The sequence below is a fragment of the Pedobacter steynii genome, assembly GCF_900103665.1.
GTDB classification, from domain to species: domain Bacteria; phylum Bacteroidota; class Bacteroidia; order Sphingobacteriales; family Sphingobacteriaceae; genus Pedobacter; species Pedobacter steynii.
The window spans coordinates 350,902-371,710 of sequence record NZ_FNGY01000005.1 but is presented as its reverse complement, the minus strand read 5'-3'; the positions used below and the strand labels follow the sequence as shown (position 1 = coordinate 371,710).

Annotated in this window: 13 protein-coding genes; 5 read left to right on the top strand and 8 right to left on the bottom strand. The window is 41.3% G+C overall.

The features are described 5' to 3' along the window. Positions 1–114: 114 nt before the first annotated feature. Together cobA and BLQ87_RS15980 are read right to left on the bottom strand one after the other, a co-directional pair. A complete protein-coding gene (gene cobA, locus BLQ87_RS15985) occupies positions 115–906 on the bottom strand; it encodes a uroporphyrinogen-III C-methyltransferase (protein ID WP_074608589.1) in 792 nt (263 codons plus the stop codon). 92 nt (positions 907–998) lie between these two features. Beyond that, positions 999–1,436 (bottom strand): RrF2 family transcriptional regulator, encoded by a 438-nt coding sequence (locus tag BLQ87_RS15980; RefSeq protein ID WP_074608586.1) that lies wholly within the window; start codon positions 1,434–1,436, stop codon positions 999–1,001. Positions 1,437–1,857: 421 nt separating this feature from the next. On the opposite strand from BLQ87_RS15980, the gene BLQ87_RS15975 reads away from it, so the two are divergent. Further along, on the top strand, positions 1,858–2,169 hold the full coding sequence (locus tag BLQ87_RS15975) for a hypothetical protein (protein ID WP_074608583.1): 312 nt from the start codon (positions 1,858–1,860) through the stop codon (positions 2,167–2,169). A gap of 89 nt (positions 2,170–2,258) precedes the next feature. Next, positions 2,259–3,587 (top strand): sigma-54-dependent transcriptional regulator, encoded by a 1,329-nt coding sequence (locus tag BLQ87_RS15970; protein ID WP_074608580.1) that lies wholly within the window; start codon positions 2,259–2,261, stop codon positions 3,585–3,587. Positions 3,588–3,591: 4 nt separating this feature from the next. On the opposite strand, the gene BLQ87_RS15965 is transcribed toward BLQ87_RS15970, so the two are convergent. Both BLQ87_RS15965 and BLQ87_RS15960 read right to left on the bottom strand, forming a co-directional pair. Next, positions 3,592–6,117, bottom strand: coding sequence for an ATP-binding protein (locus BLQ87_RS15965; RefSeq protein WP_074608577.1), 2,526 nt, complete (start codon positions 6,115–6,117; stop codon positions 3,592–3,594). Between the two features lie 82 nt (positions 6,118–6,199). Next, complete coding sequence (locus tag BLQ87_RS15960; RefSeq protein ID WP_074608575.1) at positions 6,200–7,468, bottom strand: YeiH family protein; 1,269 nt, start codon at positions 7,466–7,468, stop codon at positions 6,200–6,202. A 325-nt stretch (positions 7,469–7,793) separates the two neighbouring features. Between BLQ87_RS15960 and BLQ87_RS15955 the strand changes: the two genes are divergently transcribed. Both BLQ87_RS15955 and BLQ87_RS15950 read left to right on the top strand, forming a co-directional pair. Further along, positions 7,794–10,709, top strand: coding sequence for an endopygalactorunase (locus BLQ87_RS15955; protein WP_074608573.1), 2,916 nt, complete (start codon positions 7,794–7,796; stop codon positions 10,707–10,709). A 51-nt stretch (positions 10,710–10,760) separates the two neighbouring features. Further along, positions 10,761–12,056 (top strand): DUF4374 domain-containing protein, encoded by a 1,296-nt coding sequence (locus BLQ87_RS15950; RefSeq protein ID WP_074608571.1) that lies wholly within the window; start codon positions 10,761–10,763, stop codon positions 12,054–12,056. A 69-nt stretch (positions 12,057–12,125) separates the two neighbouring features. On the opposite strand, the gene BLQ87_RS15945 is transcribed toward BLQ87_RS15950, so the two are convergent. From BLQ87_RS15945 to BLQ87_RS15935, 3 genes are read right to left on the bottom strand one after another with little or no spacing between them, the layout of a single operon-like run. Further along, positions 12,126–14,777, bottom strand: a complete 2,652-nt coding sequence (locus BLQ87_RS15945; protein ID WP_083361900.1) for a TonB-dependent receptor — start codon at positions 14,775–14,777, stop codon at positions 12,126–12,128. A 56-nt stretch (positions 14,778–14,833) separates the two neighbouring features. Then, positions 14,834–16,327, bottom strand: coding sequence for an alpha,alpha-trehalase TreF (gene treF, locus BLQ87_RS15940; protein ID WP_074608568.1), 1,494 nt, complete (start codon positions 16,325–16,327; stop codon positions 14,834–14,836). A gap of 24 nt (positions 16,328–16,351) precedes the next feature. Beyond that, positions 16,352–17,599, bottom strand: coding sequence for an MFS transporter (locus BLQ87_RS15935; RefSeq protein ID WP_074608566.1), 1,248 nt, complete (start codon positions 17,597–17,599; stop codon positions 16,352–16,354). Between the two features lie 178 nt (positions 17,600–17,777). Between BLQ87_RS15935 and BLQ87_RS15930 the strand changes: the two genes are divergently transcribed. After that, positions 17,778–18,623, top strand: coding sequence for an AraC family transcriptional regulator (locus tag BLQ87_RS15930; protein ID WP_074608564.1), 846 nt, complete (start codon positions 17,778–17,780; stop codon positions 18,621–18,623). A gap of 28 nt (positions 18,624–18,651) precedes the next feature. On the opposite strand, the gene BLQ87_RS15925 is transcribed toward BLQ87_RS15930, so the two are convergent. Further along, on the bottom strand, positions 18,652–20,808 hold the full coding sequence (locus BLQ87_RS15925) for a peptidase domain-containing ABC transporter (protein WP_074608562.1): 2,157 nt from the start codon (positions 20,806–20,808) through the stop codon (positions 18,652–18,654). Position 20,809 lies beyond the last annotated feature (1 nt).

Genomic DNA, 20,809 nt, shown 5'->3' with positions numbered 1-20,809 from the left:
TAATAAATAGCTCAAGGTGTTTATCCCGGATATGCGACAATCACCAATTGCTACCCCATAAACGTAAAAAGCCGGATACAAATATCCGGCTTTTAAAACAAAATGAGATAATTCCTATTGTAAGGACATCAATTCGTAAAAATCCTTGATCCTGGCAAATGAAGGGTGCAGGGAAACCACATCTCCAAAAACCAATAGTGCAGGAGAGGAAATTTTGTTGTCCTCTATTAATTCAGCGATGGTATCTACCACACCTATTTTTATATGTTCATTTACCGAGGAGCCATTTTCAATAACTGCTACAGGAAGTTTGTTTTTACCTTCTGCCTGGAAGATGGCGGTGATTTCTCTTATCTTCTCAATTCCCATCAGAATAACCACTGTTGCCTTTGATTTTGCGGCCACCATCAAATCAGGAGAAAGCTCACCCGCAGCATTTGTTCCGCTCAATACCCAAAAGCTCTCGCTCAGGGTGTTATAGGTCATGGGTATTTTATGTAAACCCGGAACGCCTAAAGCGCTGGAAATACCCGGTATAATTTCGGTTTGAATGCTATAGGACTCTGCATAGTCGACCTCTTCGAAACCACGGGCAAAGACAAAAGGATCACCGCTTTTCAACCTGACCACATGGCCATAATTTAAAGCATAATCGATCATCAGCTTGTTTACCGCATCCTGAGAAAAGGATTCATCGTCAGATTTACTACCCACAAATATTTTAATTGCCTTTTCAGGGGCATGATTGAGCAGCGCTTCATTCACTTGCGCATCATATAAGACCACATCTGCCGAAGCAATTGCTTTAACACCTTTTAAGCTAATGAGCTCAGGATCGCCGGGACCGGCTCCTACCAATGTAATTTTAGCTTCTTTTACACCACTTTCTATCTTATTTAAAATCATAGCCTAACGTTTAAAGGTATTACATATTTGTCTTAGAGATACAAATATACAAAAAGACTATAGAAGTAGTAGACTTTATTTGAAATTAAAGATTAATTGACAATACTTTCGTCAGTTTCACGGGCAATAACGTCTGCGATAGAGGTTTGAGCGAGGACTTTAAGTGTTGCATCGCGTACATCGATAAAGGTCTTTCTAATGCCACAGGTCACTTCATCATGACATTCATCGCATTTGCGGTAAAATTTAAGACTGGCACATGGAACCATAGCAATCGGTCCGTCTGTAATGCGAAGAATATCCGCCAGGTAAATATCACCTGGTTCTTTATTCAGGCTATAACCGCCACCTGCACCTTTTTTACTGTATAGATAGCCTGCATTACGCATGTCCAACAGGATCTGCTCTAAGAACTTTCTGGGGATCATTTCCTGTTCAGCCAATCTAACGATCTGCATAGGAGGATTTCCAGCGTTTTTTCCGAGTGCAACAAGTGCCTTTATTGCGTATTTAGTCTTCTTAGATAGCATAAAGACAAAGTTAAGAAAAATACATTACTTTCTCATAGCGTAATATATAGCTGAAACTGCAGGAAATTCATGAGATACTGCTGTGGTAGTGTTATGGTTGAGTGTGGTACCAATCAACTCTTCCCGAGGTTTCGTTCGGTTCTGAGTCGAAGAAAGCTTACAAAGAATCGCAGCACATTTGACCAGAACAGACAGAACGATACAACTCAACTATAATACTACCTTACCAATAACCCTGTTCTCCCTGACGATCTGTTTCTTTACGCAACAAAGTGTGGAATAAGGCAACAGTCGATTTCCAGTAAAAGAACAAAAACCACTGAATATAAGCGATTTAACAACAAAAAGCAGTTTTGGCATCATTATGAAACCTATCTGATCGTAATTAAAACAGAATAATAAACTTTTAAAATATATAATTATGAAAAAGATCATCTTATCCGCAGCATTTTTAGCATTTGTGGGGTTAACACAAGTAAAAGCAACTGACCTTAAAAACTCAACTATAGTTACGGTAAAACAAGACAGTGTAACTAAAACTCCAGTTGAATTGAAAGATCTTCCAGATGCAGTCAAAACAACATTGGCATCTGATAAATACAAAGAATGGATCCCAACAGCTGCGTTTTTAGTGACCAAAGCAGATAAGTCTGAATATTATCAGGTTGATGCTAAAAAAGGAGAAGAAACTGCTTCTTTAAAATTATCTAAAGAAGGTGCAGTTATTGAGTAAGCCCACAATAAATATCAATTAATATACTTCACAAAAGCCGGATGTCCTCCGGCTTTTGTATTTTTGCTATTATTACAAGCGAAATCCTTATGGCAAAAATACTGATTATTGAAGACGACCTCACTTTTTCGCAGCTACTGGAAGGTTTTCTGACCAAACATGGTCATGAACCCAGTCCGGTAAATGATGTAAAGAAAAGTCTAAAGCTAATAGAACAGCAAAGTTTTGACCTTTTATTGGTAGATTATCGTTTACCTGACGGAACAGGTCTCGACGTTTTATCCCATATACGCGGAAAAGGATTAACCCAGCCAGTCATTATCATGACCAGCTTTAATGATGTAAGAACGGCGGTAAAATCAATCCAGCTTGGAGCCTTCGATTACATTACCAAGCCTGTAAATCCGGATGAATTGCTGATGATCATCAACAATTCCCTGGGTAAAAAAGAAACCATCAGCTCCGGCACTTCCATCGAACATGCCGATGCCATCAAAGGGAAGAGCAGCATTGCTGATAAACTATACGAACACATCAACCTCGTTGCCCCTACCGATATGTCGGTCATCATTCAGGGAGAAAGCGGAACAGGAAAAGAATATGCTGCAAGAGCCCTCCACATGCAGAGCAAGCGTAAGGACAAACCATTTGTAGCGATCGATTGTGGTGCATTGTCAAAAGACCTCGCGGCAAGTGAATTATTCGGACATGCCAAAGGGGCCTTTACGGGAGCTTTGAACGACAAGAAAGGTCAGTTTGAAGCAGCCAACGGAGGTACCTTGTTTCTCGATGAAGTTGGAAACCTCAGCTATGAAGTTCAGGTAAAGATGTTACGTGCTTTACAGGAACGGGTAATCCAACCACTTGGAAGCACTAAAACAGTAAAAGTAGATGTAAGAATCATTACCGCCACCAACGACGACCTGAAATCAAGTGTGGCCAATGGCTCATTCCGGGAAGACCTTTACCACCGTTTAAACGAATTCAAGATCCAGCTTCCTGCATTGAGAGACAGAGGTAAGGACATCGAGTTGTTCATCAATCACTTCATCAGACTTTCCAACACAGAATTACAGCGTAATGTGCAAAACCTGTCCCAACAGGCGAAAGATCTTTTGCTGCAGTACGACTGGCCGGGAAATTTGCGGGAGCTAAAGAATGTAATTAAACGTATGGTGTTACTGACTCCTTCGGAAACGGCAGAGGTAGATTCTTTGCCGGAAGAAATGATCATCTCCATTAATCAGATTCCGAAACCCAATGGTACGGACCTTAAAGCCATCAATGAGGTGAATGAGAAAATGCTGATTATAGAAACCCTTGTCAAGGTTAAATACAACAAATCAAAGGCAGCCAAATTACTGAATATCGATCGCAAGACGCTATACAGTAAGATGGAACGCTATGAAATAGAGTAAAAAACTAAATTTCTTTTATCTGGCCGATCAGCAGCTTTAGTTGTGCTGACAAGGCCAGTATGCGGATTCCTATTGCTTTGTCAGGAACAGGATATTCCGATAAAATGATTTCCATCTCCCGGAATTCAGTAGCGAGTTCCCGGGAACCAATCTGGGCGATCCGACCGGCAAGACGGTGGATAACGAGCCGCAATGTTTCTCCATCTTTCTTTTCCAAAGCTTCCTGGCTTTCCTGAATATCGCTTTCCGAATCCAAAACAAAGCGACCCAGGATCTTTTTCAATTGGTCCTCATCATCGAAAGTCATCTTCCGAAGCGGCCCAAGATCAAGTGAGATCGCTTTTTCCTCTATTTCTTCTTTTTGTTTCTCTTTTCTATGCTGATCCTCAGCGCCAGCAGAAAGGATGATTTCTTCCGAAAAGACACCCAGCAATTCATTTTCTCTGAAAGGCTTCATCACCAATCCGTCAAAGCCATTGTTTAAAAGAAATTCGCGTTCATCAGGGAGCACTTGTGCTGTGATGGCAAATATCTTAACGGCGGAGCCCATTCGTTCCCTGAGCAGCTTGCAAAGTGCAATCCCATTCATTTCAGGCATCCGCATGTCCACGAGGATATATTTCAAATCGTCTGCTGCCTCTTCTTTTAACAATTCAGATGGAGAATGAAAGCTTTTATAGGCAATGCCATTCCGCTGAAAGATAATGCCACAAAGATCAAGGATGAGCGGATCATCATCTACTACCCATGCCCTAAAAGGCTTCCAGGATGTAATTTCCTTTGCACTCAGTAAAGCTTCAGCTATCGGTTCCTCTGCAATTTTAAAAGTCAGGTATACCGTGAAAACACTGCCCTCGCCCTCTTTGCTTTTTACGTAAATACGACCTCCCTGATTTTCTACCAGTGATTTAATGATCGTTAGACCCAGACCTGCGCCTGCCTGGTTTAGCACTTCATTGTCAGGCGCATTTACCTGTTCAAACTCATTAAATATAACAGCTGTTGCCGCCTCAGAAAGACCTATTCCGGTATCCTTCACCATAAAGGTAAAATGGAGATGTTCGGCCTGCCTTTTATAAAATACCGAAAGGACGACTTCCCCTTCGTTTGTAAATTTGATGGCATTCCCCAATAAATTGTAAAGGATTTGTTTTAGCCGGAAGGGATCTCCCGTAATGTATTTTGTTTCATGAAGCGCGACTTCGGTTAACAACCCAAGCGATTTCCGCTCTGCCTGTGGCCGCATAACAGAAACGACTTCCTCTAAAAGTTTAACAATGTCAAAAGGCTTATCCGCGAAAGTAAACTTGCCGGAAATGATCCTGTTATAGTCCAGCACCTCATTTACGATCTGCAATAAATGCTCGGAAGAATGATAAATGGCATCAATATCTTTAGACTTGGGATGCTCCTGCTGCCGGATCACTTCTGCATACCCGATAATGGACTGCAGTGGTGTCCGGATCTCATGGCTCATGTTAGAAAGGAAGCGTTGTTTCGCCTGTCCATGATACTCGGCCTCATCTCTGGCAAGCTCCAGTTCATTTTTATACCTGTTGCTTCGCGTGATGTCCGTCAGAATAAAATAGAGCAATAGTAACATCAGCAGGAAAAACACGAGCATAATGATACTGATGGTATTGATCCCGGTATTCACTACATGTTTGGCCTGAATACCGTTGAGCTCTATCTGCGTTACAACTTCACTTTCTACCTTTCTAAGGATATCCAGCATCTGGTTGATTAACCTGTTGTTCGCATTTGCCAGTTCAGCCTCCTTATTCAGGAACCTCGCACTTTTCATCCTTTGCTCCTTTTCAATAGTTCTGAGGGACTCTTCCAGACTTCTCGAAATTTTATCCTCGTTTGAAAGTGCAATCGTATCTACTTTTACATTCTGTTCGTTGATGATTTTATAAGACTTATTGTCTTCACTGTTCTCTTTCTTTTTTCCAAAAAGCCGACCGAAAAAGCCTCTGTTTTTATCCTCCGTTGAGTAAATAGTGGTCGTAGAACTCTGCTGTTGTGAAGCAAGAATGGTGCTGTCATTCCCGCTTTTATTTACCATATCGCTCAGATTTTTCACCTGCTTGGAGAACGATTTATTGTTCACCAGCCCTTCCCTTACTTTCAGATAATTGACAAACTGGTTATCTCTTTCACTTAAAAGCTTTTGAATGCTTACAATGCGGTGAAGCTGTACCGTATCCCGGGGATATAACATCGACAAGGAATCCAGCACGAGTCGCAATTGGCTGGATTCTTTAAACAGCTTGCCATAGTTCTTCGGATCGTTCGAGGCCTGTCTTTTTTGCATCTGATCCAAACGGCTGATTTTAAGAGAAATCAGGTTCACCATTCTCAGGCGTTCACTCGGGGCAGAAATGTTTTCAACAGTATTTAACATCTCATTAAAAGCGACCTTACTCACCCCCCAGGCCATCAGCAAGGCGAAACACGCCAGTAGCAATGCGATGATGATCTTTCCTTTAATGGCCTTAAATAAACTCTTTTTGGAGGTACTACTCATTTCTTTGGATCACAATTATTGATAATGCAAATAGAACAGCAAGTAACCTGCCATGATCTGCGTTTTTAAGTAAAAGAATGAATTATCCGAATAAAAAGAAGGCGATAATCAAAGTAATGATCACATTGAAAAGCTGCGCGGTCAGGAATGCATAAAGCGGTTTTTTACTGTTGTTCTTAAAAAGATCTTTGAAATTAGTTTCCAGTCCGATGCTGGTAAATGCCAATGCAAACCAGGCACCCTGTAAATTTTTCAAACCGTCTTTTACATCAGCTACAGTCCCTTTTGAAAGGAAGAAAGAAAACAGCAATGAGGCTCCGATAAAGCCCAATACAAATTTAGGAAAGCGTTCCCAGATGACACCCAATGTAGGTTTTACTCTTTCTCCACTTTCGTCAGTATGGTTGGTATAGGACCAATAAATACTGATGGCAAAAGCAGCAATCCCCAATAACACATTCTGTGAAAACTTAACGATGGTACTAATTTTTAATGCTTCATCTCCTACCATAGATCCTGAAGCCACTACTGCTCCGCTGGTATCGATACTTCCACCAAGCCAGGCCCCGGTTACCGCCTGTGGGAAAGAGAAATAATTGGCGATATATGGCATAAAGATCATCATTGGAATTGCGGTGATCAAGACCATCGAAATGACATAGGAAAGCTTTTTTGAATCCCCTTTTATTGCACCTGAGGTAGCGATTGCTGCCGAAACACCGCAAATAGAAACCGCACTGGAGATCATCATGGTCAGTTCATCGTCCACTTTAAGTTTTTTACACAACCAGAAAGCGAAATACCAAACCGAAAGCACGACTACCAATGCCTGGATCAAGCCAAGAGAACCAGCTTTCAGGATATCGGCAAAGATGACCGTGGTTCCCAGTAAGACCAGTCCGATCTTTACGAAAAGCTCTGTAGAAAGTGCCGTGCGGAACCAATCCGGCAATTTGAAAAAGTTACCGATAGCAAGACCAATGATCAGACTAAAAATCACCGCTTCCAGATTGAAGGACCTCATGGTGGAACTACCGGCAATCACTAAAGCAATGATGGTGAGTACATAGACTACCGGAAAGCCAAGAACAAAATTCCTGACCGACTTGCCCATAACTAAAGTACCCAAACTCCCAATAGAGAGGATAAACAAGAACTGAACGAGTATGGCCCTAAGGTTATCAAACTGCAGGACTTTATCGAATAAGACGGTAGAACTGTCCCATTTAAAAACAGGAACGGGAACCTGGAAAAATAAAATGGAAATTAAGATTACAAGCGATCCAAGCAGGACCACAGTCCAGTCTTCATGCATAGAAAAATTGTTGGGTTTTAATAGTTTCTTGCTCATTTACAGGTTTATTTATTTGTGTGCCGTAATTTAAGCTTTTATATGAAAAAGCCAGGTCATCCAACCTGGCTTTTAACCAAACAAAACTTAGATCTAACCAAACATCTAATTTTTTTTAAAGCATCAGCCCGGGCGGGCTGAGAATTATATTCTTTAAGCTTACTGAGAGCAAATATAATAAAGTCTACTAATTTAATAGAATTTATTTTCAATTATTTTTTAGAAGGGATAATAATGCCCTTTGTTGCCAGAATTGCTGATTACTTAGTTAAGAAAATTTAGTACTTATTACCGATTTTTAACTAAATATTACTCCGTCCACAAAATGAATAGGTTCTTCTTCCTGCTGATCGTCATCTTTCTCTGTTTTTTTATACAGACAAATGCGCAGATTCATCTGTCCAACCAAACCGGTACAGGAATACTGCCGACAAAAAATGCAAGTCATATTGCCGGAATTCACAAGGACACCATCATTGTGATTAGCGGCAGCACTTATTCATTTACTGTGGATACTCCCGAAGATCAGGGACTGGTTTCTACCAATATTGGGATGAACGGGTTATTCGAACAAATCAGATCCTCAGATGGCACTGTTCAGAAATATCAGATTACTGATGCAACCGATGTAAAAAAAGAAGAAGGGCCTTTAATCAACGGAGATCGGTTAACTGTCATTTCCGCAAATAGGAAATCCCGGCAAGTGTATTACATTTTAATTAAGGAACAGGCCATCGCAGGCAAACTGTTGTTGGGCACAGAAAAAATGACCGTTCATACACCGCAACACCTCAGTCTTTATTTTACCGCTGGGCAGCGAAGTCCTGATGCAACGGTAAGCATTACAGTTCCAACGGGCATCAGGCTCACCATGGAAAATACAACGGTTAATGTTATTGGCCGCGGCGAGGTGATGTTAAGGGATTTTGGCAATCAATCTATCGGCAAGACAGGCACAAATTATTCCTATTCCAGGGTAGGAACCGTTGTTCTTGAGGGAAGTCCGGCAAAGGGGCAAACAATTACATTCAGTCATCTGGACCTGCGTCCGGCAAATGGTCCTGATCTTAAAATTACCATTAGAAATGTAAATCTCGGCAAAACGGGCACTTATTCTTTTAAAGCCATATACAGTACTTCAAAACCAAAGGTATTGCAAAGTCCCGGGACGGAAATCGCAGTACTACATGCGGTTGATTTCATTTCTGATTTTCAGCGGATTCCGCTTCATAATTTACATTATAAAGAAGGACCGGAGACCTATACCCAGGTTAATTTCAAGTGGAGTGCGAATGCTGAGCACAGCAAAACAAAGATCTTACAGTCAATGGATCAAGGGAGAAGCTGGAAGCTCAGTCCTGCTGTGGTCAACATTAAAAATAACACTGCCCACATATCAGGGTTAATGCCAAACCAACAATATCGTTTTAGACTTCAAAACGGCAGCGGAAAAAAACCGATATTCTCAAATGAAACAAGATTTTATTCCGGAAAAACCGATATCAGAGAATTTGGCATTATGGCTGATGAACAGCAGGACCATACCGATCAGATCAACCGTGCTATAGATTCATTGGCTGAAAATGGCGGAGGAACACTTCTTTTTAGTAAAGGGATTTACCAGGTAAGGACCATTCATTTAAAAAGCAATGTTTATCTGTATGTCGACAAAGACGCTGTCATCAAGGCCATTAAAGGAACCGATGCTCCGGAAAGCACCTGGTTTAGTGATAAAAAATACAGATCCGGACTTTCTCCTACAGATACCGGTCCCTATGAAGATCCTGAAAATTACCTGAGTAAACAAGATGTTGGTCATCATTATTTTAGAAATGCCATGTTTTTTGGTGAAAGGCAGGACAATGTAAAAATCATAGGAAGAGGGCTCATTACAGGAGATGGTAATTTGGTAACAGGAGATAAAGTGATGAACAATCCACCTGATCATCGTGGAGACAAAATGTTTTCTTTTAAATTGTGTAGTAACCTGGAAATTGGCGGCATTAATACGACTGAAGACCTGTGGTATGATCCTGAAAAAGATGAACCTTATTATCTTGGAAAGTCCGGAATCAAACAATTTGACACGTCCAATATGCTGAAGATTGAACGTGCTGGGCATTTTGCCCTGTTGGCAACCGGAACGGATTCTATCCATGTTCACAATACATATTTTGCAAAGAATCAGGTTTCCAATGCCAGAGACATCTACGATTTCATGGGTTGTAATGAGGTAACGGCCACCAATATTTACTCCAGAGTAAGCGCTGATGACATTATAAAAATAGGTTCGGATTGTTCGCTTGGTTTTACCAGACCGGCAACAAATTACAAGGTGAGAAACATCATAGGCGATACCAATTGTAACCTCTTTCAGATCGGTTCAGAAACTGCCGACGACATCAGTAAGGTCTGTATAGACAATATCTATATCCTTGGCGCGAATAAAGCGGGATTCTCTATATCAACTAATGACGGGGCAGTAGTTAGCGACATTCACCTCAATTGTGGGCATACGGGAAGAATCCACTCCCGCTCAAAAATGTTCCGAACCACTGCCCCATTCTTCATTTCCATATCGAACCGGGGAAGAATTACAGGTGCTGAAGTAGGAAAATATTCCTTCCTGGAAAATGGAAAAAGAAGAACGGAATTATTGGTTAAAAATGTAAACATAGGCCGGGTAGAAAAAATTATTCTACAGGGCATAGACATTTCTGAGGTCTATGGGGGCAGCTCCTATAGCGGAAGCCGATGGAAAGCGTATGATGGTACGCAAAAAAGATCAGCCTCGATTATCGCGGGATATCAGCTCCCGGATTCCGCTGCTGTTGAAGGGGGATTAAACTTCCGCCTGCCAAATGGGTTGCATACGGGCTATGTTCAGGATGTGGTATTTAAAGACATCCATATCCTCGATAAAGGAGGAAATCCAATTGAAGATGCCAGCCAGACACCACCGGAACTGGGGCTTGGACAATACAATGTGTCCAACCTGAAAACACTCCCCGCCTACGGTCTTTGGGCACGTCATGCGAAGGGATTGAGATTGGAAAACAGTAGCTTCAATTATGAGAAAACCGACGACAGACCTGCTGTATTTCTGGAAGATGTAAAAAATGCCCGCTTCAAAGCGATAAAGATGTTCAAATCAAAAGGTCAGGCTCAGGTACTAATCCAAAAGAACAGTCAAGATATCGATCTGGACCATAAAACACAGCTATACCACTCTGATTTATAAAGCGTATGAAAACGCCATTTTTTTTTCTATAAGTTTGCAGGACAGAAATCAATGATGAAAATCAGCAACAAACTTTTAGTCAAATACTGCCCTGCTCATAGTACCCCGGGAACCACGACCAGTTCTGTAAAAAAAAACATACTTTTTCTGAGCTCAGTTCTCGCTTTGTGTGGCTTGCTTTCCTGCCGGAATACATCCGGAGATGCTGCTACGTCAACACAAAAAAAGTACAGTATCTATATCCTGGGGAGGGATGCCAAAGAATATATCGTGGAAACCAATACTTTGGATAGTGGCATCATATATCCTGAAAAGACCGGAGCTGAACTCGATGAAAAAGAAATGGACCGTGACCTCATTGCAAAGGATGGTTTTTACTACCGGTTAAACAGAAAAAAAGCTTCTTTTATAAAATACACTGCAACAGAGCAGACCATGAAAGAGGTTGCTACTGCCCCTTTGGAAAATTTTGCCATCGACAATTACTACTGGCTAAATAAGGACAGTCTCCTGCTAACCGGCCTAAATACGACCGATTTTAGTCAGGTGAAATACGCAATCATTAAAACCGACGACATGAAGGTACTTACTATCGGTGACCTTGCCATTCCCCTGCCTTTCGGAAAATATACCTCCATATCAACGGGATTTACAGAACTGAAAAACAAGCAGCTTTTTGTGGGCTATACCTACCACCAACGCCTGAGTTCTTACGATTACACGACAAGCGACACCACCTATCTGGCCTTATTCAATTATCCTCAGATGACGAAGATCAGGATCGATAAAGATGTACGTTCTACCTATCCGGGTGGAACAAACATGGTGCAACCATACTCCTTCAACGATGAAAAAGGCAATTATTACTTTATGACCTGTCCGGGGATTGCATTAGGAAACCGCGCTGATATTTCTACAGGAATATTCCGGATCAATGCAGGAGAAAATGCTTTGGATAAAAACTACTTTTTCAACATTTCCGGCACTGTTATCAACAACCATGCTTATGGTATATGGTATCTGGGTGGAAAGCAGGCCATCATCAGAACAGAACGAAAAGATCTATTTAAAGGGCTAAGCGACCATTACAGCACTGCTCATTTTGAGTTTTATCTGATCGACCTCGCCACTCAGAAAGTAATAAAGAAACTGGAACTTCCATTAGATAAGGGGACAAGAAGGGCATGTGTAATCGTTTCCGGAGAGATGGCCTACATTTCGGTCAATTCCACCAAAGAAGGCAATTATATCTGGCTTTACAACATAAAAACAGGAAACTTAAAAAAGGGGCTTCAACTTGCCGGAGATACCGATTTTATGATGAGAATCGACCAGCTTCAAAAGTAACCTATTTCTATTTATGAAGGCCGCCCGAAAAAAACATCCGGGCGACCTGATCTTTAAATCAATATTTTATTAGAAGTCGAATGCCGCAGAGAGTTTAGCAAATCTGCCCAGAATAGGTCTGGCATAATAGATTGTACCCGGAGCTGTGGTTACCCTTGGGTTTCCTTCTGTTAGCCCAATCGTATTGGTTAAATTTGAAGCATCTAATGCAAAACGCATCCGCTTAACTTTCAGGGATACTCCCGCGTTCAGCACATCAAAAGCAGGCAGGAGGCTTAGATTTTCATTATCTGAGTATTTCTTCCCAAAATGATTCACTTCTGCATAGATGGCCAGGTTTTTTGTCAGGTTATAAGCAGGACGAATAGTTCCATAAAAATTAGGAATTCTACGTACCCTGTTTCCATTGTTATTCACCCCTTCTCCGGAAAAGTCAGTAAATTTCGGATCTTGTAAAGTGGCGTTTATGGTTAAACTGAAATTTCCGGCAGTAAACTGTCCTTCCAGCTCCATTCCGTAATTACGCGCTTTCGCAAATTTATTTTCTGATTGTCCGTTTAACAGGATATCTGTAAAGGCCAGATCAGCAAGGTCCATATAAAAAGCATTTGCAAAAAAAGCAAACTGTTTCGCCTGGTATTTATACCCCAGCTCAAACTGATTGATCACTGTTGGCTTTAATTGATCCAGCTGATCCATGTTCTCAAAATAGGCCTCCTCAATCGGTGAGCGGAAACCATTGCTGTAACGCACATAAGCCGCCATATCATCTGCAAACTTATAGTTTGCCGCCGCACTTCCTGATAAACGGTTCACATCATATTTCCAATACTGATAAGCACCAGATAAGACCGTCATTGAATTATCAGCAGTAGTACCTGCAAAATTATTACTGGAAGCGGTACTGTTGTCCATATTTTGTAAAACAGCGTTGGGCTTATTCTTGTATCCGGTATAACGATCCATATCATAACGCAAACCAATATCGAAAGTCAACTGATCAGTTGCTTTAATTTCCGCATTTCCAAAGACAGCATTCAGATTCCCTTTCGTTTGTGTCTGCCTGGTTAGCCAGGAAATATCAGTTACTCCGTTATAGGTTCTGGATCGGTTGTTTCCTCCTTCAGGAACGGATTTATCAACCAGGTTTAACAATTGAGGGTTGTCAGAAACTGACACCAATAGGTTACTCCAGTTCCATTGCTGGTTAGAGGTCCAGTTCGAATAATAATAACCAAGGGATAAAGCCACTTTATCATTTTTATAATCAAATCTCAGGTTGTTGGCAAAATTTTTCATTTGTTTATCAATTGCCCAATAACCAACTTTAGCAACCAGCCCGGGATTGATTACCGCACCGGTATTTACATTGGTATATTCCGGATTTAAAACAGGAAATGCAGCCCCGTTAGTGCGATATCCTGCGGCAAAATCAGCAGCAGTCTGCGGTTCAGCACCAGGAAAGATGGCCGTATACTCCAAATTGATTTTAGTATATCTGGTATTATTGCTTAAAGTAAAACCAGCACCTAAATCTGTTTTAAATTCAGCGCCTACTGCATCCACAATGGGATGAACTCCGTCTTCGAGGTTTCGTTTAAAAGAACCGCCACCATATTGAGGAATATCCAGCTGACTGAAATTCCTCGAAGTTAAGGTTCCGGTATTCGCATTAAACCCTTCAATTCCTTTGGGATTGTTCCTATCAGTTAAAGGAATCGGTAACAGGAATAAGTTTCTGTCATTAAGCTTTTTGTAAGACAATTTGATAAAGCCCTTATCCAGATTGTATTTCAGGTTCATCTTTACCTGTCCGCCGTCATTTCCTTTAAATCCGGGATTACGTACGCCATTCTCGGTTCTGTAAAAACCACCAACATTAAAGAATAATTTGTCTTGTATCAGCGCGCCCCCTACATTCAGGTCTGTACGAAATAGCCCGGAAGTTCCGGTAGTCATTTTGGCTGTTCCCGAGAAATCATTGCTTCCTGTTTTAGTGATAAAATTGATAATTCCACCAGGGGCATTGGTGGCAAAGATAGAACCAGAACCACCTCTAAGCGCCTCCATACGAGAAATCGTCTCATCAACACGCAGCCAGTTATCGGCGTTTGCAAATTGCAAGGCACCATCTTCAAAAACAGGCATTCCATCTTCCTGAATCTGAACATATTCATAAGCTCCTGCAGATGGAATCCCTCTTGAAAACAGGTTATTTCCTACCTCTCCTCCAGAAGTTTCCACCACAAAACCCGGGACATGTTTTAATAAATCAGCAGCACTCGAAGGGGCAAACTGCTGGATAGTTTTGCTGCTAAAGCTGGTAATAGCCACACTGGATTCAATTTTCTTTAAAGGGTTTACGGAACCGGTTACGACTACCGCATTCAGCTCCATCAAATCTTCAAGGAGGGTAATTTTCAAAGTTCCGCCTGCAGAAACTGATTGTTCAATGCTCTTATAACCAATGGCACTAACGATCAGAATTTTTGCATCAGGACTAAGGTTCAAGGCAAACTTACCGTCCCGGTCTGTAGAGGTTCCGGTTTTAGTTCCCTTGATGACCACCGTAGCTCCGACAATTGGCTGGTCATTTTTATCTACTACAGTACCCGTTACTGATTCTCTGACTTTCAGGTGTTTTACCGGCACTTTACTATAAGTTGTTTTTGCACTGCCCAACAGGCAACAGGCGACAATAAAGAATAGATATCTTTTCATAATTTGGTTTTTAAATGGTTAGGTTTTAGGCTCGTTTTATACTGTATGACTAATTTTTATTCATTCATTTTCATTTTTAAGTAGACCCCATTGGTCCATCCGAAGCCATTCTGATTGGGGTATTCTCCTCCTCCTGCAGCAAGAGAGCTGTCCACAACGTTGTATTTTTCCATCATTTTTCCAGTAGTTTTGAAGACCCTTTCTACCGTTGCCATCCAGTTTCCTGCGATATTACCGGCAAGCTTCGGCGCGCCATAATTGAGTGCAGCTTTATAGCCGATCCATTGCAAAGGGGCCCATCCGTTTGGCGCATCCCATTGCTGTCCGGTGATATTTGGGGTAGTAAGCAAGCCTCCTTTTTTTAAAAAAACAACTTGCAGATGTCCAATTACTTTTTCGGCTTCTGCTTCGTTGGCAAGGCCAAAGAACAAAGGGAAAGCCATTGCCATGGACCATGCTTTGGAAGCTACACGTTGTTTAAAATCGAAATCAAAATAGCCTCCTTTCTCTTCATTCCATAAATACTTCCTGATTGCAAAAGCACGCTGATCTGCCTTTTTGTGATAATATTCCAGCTCCATATCATTGCCTGCCAAAGCAGCACACTTGGCAAGAGTACATTCCAAATGCCATAGCAGGCTATTGAGATCCACAGGAATCAGATCTGTTGTTTTTATAGTGCTGATGTGCTGCCCATCGGCAAACCAACGACCTGAAAAATCCCATCCGGATGCACAGGCGGCCCTGATATTCCGGTATAGATCAGTTTTTTCTGTAGTCGTATGATTGAAGATTTCCAGATCTTCATAATATCCCTCCGGCCGTGGGGTATTTTCTTTATCCCAGAAGCGGTTTAGCAATTCTCCATCTGGTAATCTCACACTATGTTCATAAGCCAGTTCACCAGGATTTAATTTGTCGCTGCCATTCATCCAGAAAGCATATTCAGCTTTCAACTGGGGCAGGTATTTCAGGTAGCAATCTTCGCCATTTTCCTCTGCGAGCAAATCCAGCATCAGAGAAAAGAAAGGGGGTTGGGAGCGACTGAGGAAATAACTCCTGTTTCCATTTGGAATAAAGCCAAATTCTGTGATCAGGTAGGCAAAATTATCCACCATATTTTCTATCAGGTCAGTCCTGCCTGATACTTGCAGTCCTAACATGGTAAAATAGCTATCCCAGTAAAAAAATTCCCTGAAACGTCCGCCAGGTACCACAAACTTCTGAGGAAGTTGAATTAAAGAGCTGAATTCCGCTTCCGTTTTTCTGGTCAGTTTATCCCATAATTTTTCAATATGGGTTGCCGGATCTTCCTCCTGTACTGTGTTCCCTAATTCATCAATAGGTGGCAATATGAAGTTTTCCTTTACAAATTTCAGCAAGTCAAACTCCGGTTCATGTTGCTGCTTACGGTATTTATGTAGAATTTCAAGTGCTGAAAATCTGGGCAAACAGTCGGGAAAAACCTTCTGGTCGGCAAAAATCCTTTGCGTCTGAACATCGGAAAATAATTCTTGTAAATCTTCAATATAGAATAAGTGACTTGACATATAAATATGGGTAGGGATAATGGATTAACTTAATGTGTGTTCAATGAGGTGTCGTGTTTTCATTTTCTGAAACAGGAACAGGGCTACTGTGAGGGTAGCGATCGGCAGCAGCGAGAAGTAAAAAGCCGTCTGACCTCCATAATGTTGAAAGATATACCCCGTGATCAGAGAGCCTAAAGAGCCGCCTAATGCAGAGAAAACTACGATCAGCCCAGACATTGTTCCATGCTGATTTTTCGGAAGTGCCCCCAGGATAACCGAATTAATGGCAGGGTAAATAGGTGCCAGAAAAAATCCGATCAAGGGAAAGATATAGGCAGCAAATGGAACATCTGCCCAAGTCCGGATCTCATACGGACCGGCGTTGGAAGCCAGAGGAATCGCAATAAGAACCAGCCCGGCAGCAGCGAAAAGACAAACGGTAAGACAGATATACCAGGAGATTCTTTTCAAAAGAACCCCGGCAAGGAAACGTCCGATTGCAGTTGAACTGGCCATAATGCCCGCCATCAGTACGCTGATCGAAGAAGGCAAATGCAGGACTTTGTTATTGAAGGTAGGTAGCCAGCTCATGATGCTCTGTTCAATTAAAACATACAGAAATGCACATATCACAAAGGAAACGACCAATGGCAACATCAGCAATTTGAGCATATCGGTATAGGATTGCCTAAATTTCATTCCCGGTTCAGGCTTCGCCGCCGATTCATCAAGTGGCGAAATACTCACTAACAAGAGGGCCAGCAGATAGAAAGCACCAATCAGGTAATAAACTGAAAACCATCTTCCAGAGGCCGCATCGGCATCATCAATAAAATAACTGAAGAGGAAATACCCGGATAAGATTCCAATCATAAAAAAGCTTTCAACAAAGCTCATCAGACTGACGTGTGCCTTTTCAGTTTTAGTAATTAAGCCAATGGTTCCAAATACGGAAATCTTAATTAGAGCGAAACTGGCACCTGTAATGGCAAACAGTAATTTGACTGCGATAAATGTTTTTATAGAAGGGACGATAAAACAACCTATTGCAACAGCAGCAAGACCGATCTGCATTGATTTCTTATAGCCTATCCTGGTAATAAATGACGCGACTATAAAAGAAACTACAGCAATCGTGATGTCTTTAAAAGCTTCCAGAACAGCGGCAGAAGAAGCTGAAACTCCGTAATAGCGTTGTGCCTGCAGAATCACCGTACCGACACTATTCAGCATAATGCCGAATAGCAAATAGTTGATGAATACCGAGATCTTAATTTTCAAGAATTCCATTAAACCGCGTTTTAAAAAGATAGATAGATTTGGTTAGCAATTCCGACCAGTTGCAGGCAACTCATTGGGTATGATAAAATTCCAGTTTTTATAAATGCAATAATTATCCTTTATTCATTATTTATTGAACTATATTAATATTTAATTACTCATATTTGATAAACTTAGCTTAATAAGGATGAAAATTCACTTTGAGATTGTAAAACCTGATGAAGCTTCTTCCATGCGGTTTTTATATCAGAACCAACCAATTCATGAGTTTGTTTGGGAATATCACTACCATCCGGAATACGAGCTGGTCTGTGTGATTTCCGGCGGCGGAACGCGACATGTGGGTTCTCACATCAGTATGTATGAAGATGGAGACTTGGTGCTAATTGGCTCCAATGTACCACATTCCGGATTTGGTTTGAATGCCAGGGACCCACATGAAGAGATTGTTATTCAGATCAAACCTGAAGTGATGCAGCAATGGATTTCGGGTTTCCCTGAAATGCAGCACATCGCTGCATTGGTAGACCGGTCAAAGTATGGCATTAAATTTAATGACAACATTAAAGAAGAGGTAAAAGAAATACTGATAAAGATGAAAGATATGCTGCCTTTTGAAAGGAAAATGAGCTTTCTGCAAGTGCTCCATATTTTAGGGAACAGCGAAGATTATCATATTTTAAATGAGAAGGCAATTATCGCTGATCTGGTGAGCAAACACCGGTCCCGGCTGCAAAAGATCTTTACTTATGTAGAACATTACTACCATGAAGAGATTGACATTGAAACCGTAGCGGGGCTGGTCAACATCTCTGTTCCTTCATTCTGCAATTATTTTAAGAAAACAACTCACATTACTTTTACCGAATTCGTAAACCGATACCGCATACAAAAAGCTTGTCTTTTTTTACAGCAAGACAAGACCATTGCTCAGGTCTGCTTTGAATCGGGATTTAATAATGTGACTTATTTCAATAAGATTTTCAAAAAGATCATCAGCAAAACTCCTTCGGATTTCAGAAAAGGGAAATAAGAAGTCCGGGAAGGCGTATACCAAATGATCAAATCTCTTCGGGCAACTGAAGCTTCCAAAGGTTAGCATAGGCTGAATTCGGGCTAAAACGCAACTCTTTATGGCTTCCTTGTTCTACAACAACACCTTTATCGAGCACAATGATTTTATCGGCATTGCTCAGGGTACTCAGTCGATGTGCAATAACAATCACCGTCTTCTGTTTTGATTTGAGAATATCGATCATTCTTTGTACATATTTTTCAGACGCAGAGTCGAGTGACGAAGTAGCCTCGTCAAGGATAAGAATTTCGGGATCGCGGTACAGTGCCCTTGCGATGGCAATTCTTTGCCTTTGTCCGCCGGACAAGGTTGCTCCGTTCTCTCCCAGATAGGTTTGAAAGCCTCTGGGTAAGGATTCAATGAAACCAATCAAGCCCAATTGAGTGGAAATGTCAATGATCTTTTGCATATCTGGTTCGTAATCTCCTATGGCAATATTTTCAATCACGTTACCGGCAAACAGATCTATTTGCTGGGGGACGACAGAAACAGCACGGCGGAGAGAGGCTGTTTTTATGTATTTCAAATCATATTTTCCAATCCGCACATTTCCTCCCTGAATCGGGTAAATATTCTGCAGAATTGACATTAAGGTAGATTTTCCGGAACCACTTTCGCCCACTATTGCAGTAAATTTTCCTTTAGGAAGGATCAGGTTTAAATTGTCAAAAACAGAAACTCTGGTTCCATAACGAAAAGATACATTTTCAAAATGAATATCTCCGATTTTATCAGGGCTTAGTTCTACCTGATTCTCGTCATTTTCACGTTCCAGATCCATAATTTCAAATAACCTATCCGCAGCAATTACCGCATCCTGGACCGTTTTATTCATCCCTATCAGAGAAGAAACCGGTCCTGTAAAATAGCCGATCAGCGTATAGAATGACAACAGCTCTCCAGGCGTTATCTTGCTGTCTATTACATATCCCGCTCCCACCCATAGCAGGATAATTGTCAATAAGCGGGAGGTGAGTTCTGAGGACGTTCCTGCAAAAACAGAATTCATATTAGATTTAAAACCATCCTTCAATAGTTTTACAAAGCGAACTTCTGTCTTTTCATTGGCAAAAGATTCCAGGCCAAAACGTTTGATGGTCCCTACTGCATTGAGACTTTCTACAAGCTGGGACTCCAGCTCGGCAGAATCTTCCATCAATAAGCGTTGCGCTTTTTTATTGAGCTTATCAGCCACAAAATAGATCAGCAAATACAAAGGAATTACGGCCAGCATCAGTAAAGCAAGCTTCCAGTAATAGGTAAACATCATCGCAAATGAAAACACCACAATGAAAATATTTACCAGAAAATTAATGCTGACATCATTTAGAAAAGCCCGTATCTTGACCGCATCATTAATCCTGGAAATAATCTCCCCGACGCGCATCGTATCGAAAAATTGCTGCGGCAATCTTAACAGGTGTTTATAATATCCTAAGATCAATTGAGAATCAATCATCTGTCCCGTTTTCAGCGTAAAGATCGTCTTTGTCATTCCAACAAACAGCTGGATGATCAGGATGACCACCATCGCAATACTCATCAGATTGAGCAGGTTTCTGTTACCATCAACCAATACAAAGTCAACCAGCTTTTGCACAAAGATAGAAGTGGACAAGCCTAAAATGGTATATACGATAGCCCCAAATAAAGCCTGGATTAAAATGCTCTTATGTGGTCTTATTAAGTTCCAGAAACGTCCGGAAACAGAAACCTTTTCATTTCCCGTTTCGAACTCTTCTGAAGGTAGCAACAACACTAAAGCGCCGGTCCATTCATCTTTAAATGCCTCGTGTGTCCTGCGGTGCATTTGGCCGTCAATAGGGTCCATCACATCGATAAACTTACTATTCACTTTATAGATCACGACATAATGCTGCAGAATATCTTTGACAATGAGGTGTGCGACTGCGGGTTTTGGTATTTTAAATAAACTTTCAAAAGGTCCTTTTACACCCTTGGCCTCAAAACCTAACTTCTGAGCGGCTTCCACCATCCCTAAAACATTGGTTCCTTTTTTATCCGTCCCCGCAAACTGTCTGATTTTTGCCACCGGCAAATCCAGTTTATAATGCGATGCGATAGAGGCCAGGCAAGCTGCACCGCAATCTGTAATGTCTCGTTGTTTTACTTTAGTGCTCATA

Coding starts and splice junctions, on each gene's coding strand:
- BLQ87_RS15955 (WP_074608573.1), top strand. CDS start 7,794: ATGAATAGGTTCTTCTTCCTGCTGATCGTCATCTTTCTCTGTTTTTTT.
- treF (WP_074608568.1), bottom strand. CDS start 16,327: ATGTCAAGTCACTTATTCTATATTGAAGATTTACAAGAATTATTTTCC.
- BLQ87_RS15960 (WP_074608575.1), bottom strand. CDS start 7,468: ATGAGCAAGAAACTATTAAAACCCAACAATTTTTCTATGCATGAAGAC.
- BLQ87_RS15935 (WP_074608566.1), bottom strand. CDS start 17,599: ATGGAATTCTTGAAAATTAAGATCTCGGTATTCATCAACTATTTGCTA.
- cobA (WP_074608589.1), bottom strand. CDS start 906: ATGATTTTAAATAAGATAGAAAGTGGTGTAAAAGAAGCTAAAATTACA.
- BLQ87_RS15945 (WP_083361900.1), bottom strand. CDS start 14,777: ATGAAAAGATATCTATTCTTTATTGTCGCCTGTTGCCTGTTGGGCAGT.
- BLQ87_RS15970 (WP_074608580.1), top strand. CDS start 2,259: ATGGCAAAAATACTGATTATTGAAGACGACCTCACTTTTTCGCAGCTA.
- BLQ87_RS15925 (WP_074608562.1), bottom strand. CDS start 20,808: ATGAGCACTAAAGTAAAACAACGAGACATTACAGATTGCGGTGCAGCT.
- BLQ87_RS15930 (WP_074608564.1), top strand. CDS start 17,778: ATGAAAATTCACTTTGAGATTGTAAAACCTGATGAAGCTTCTTCCATG.
- BLQ87_RS15975 (WP_074608583.1), top strand. CDS start 1,858: ATGAAAAAGATCATCTTATCCGCAGCATTTTTAGCATTTGTGGGGTTA.
- BLQ87_RS15980 (WP_074608586.1), bottom strand. CDS start 1,436: ATGCTATCTAAGAAGACTAAATACGCAATAAAGGCACTTGTTGCACTC.
- BLQ87_RS15965 (WP_074608577.1), bottom strand. CDS start 6,117: ATGAGTAGTACCTCCAAAAAGAGTTTATTTAAGGCCATTAAAGGAAAG.
- BLQ87_RS15950 (WP_074608571.1), top strand. CDS start 10,761: ATGATGAAAATCAGCAACAAACTTTTAGTCAAATACTGCCCTGCTCAT.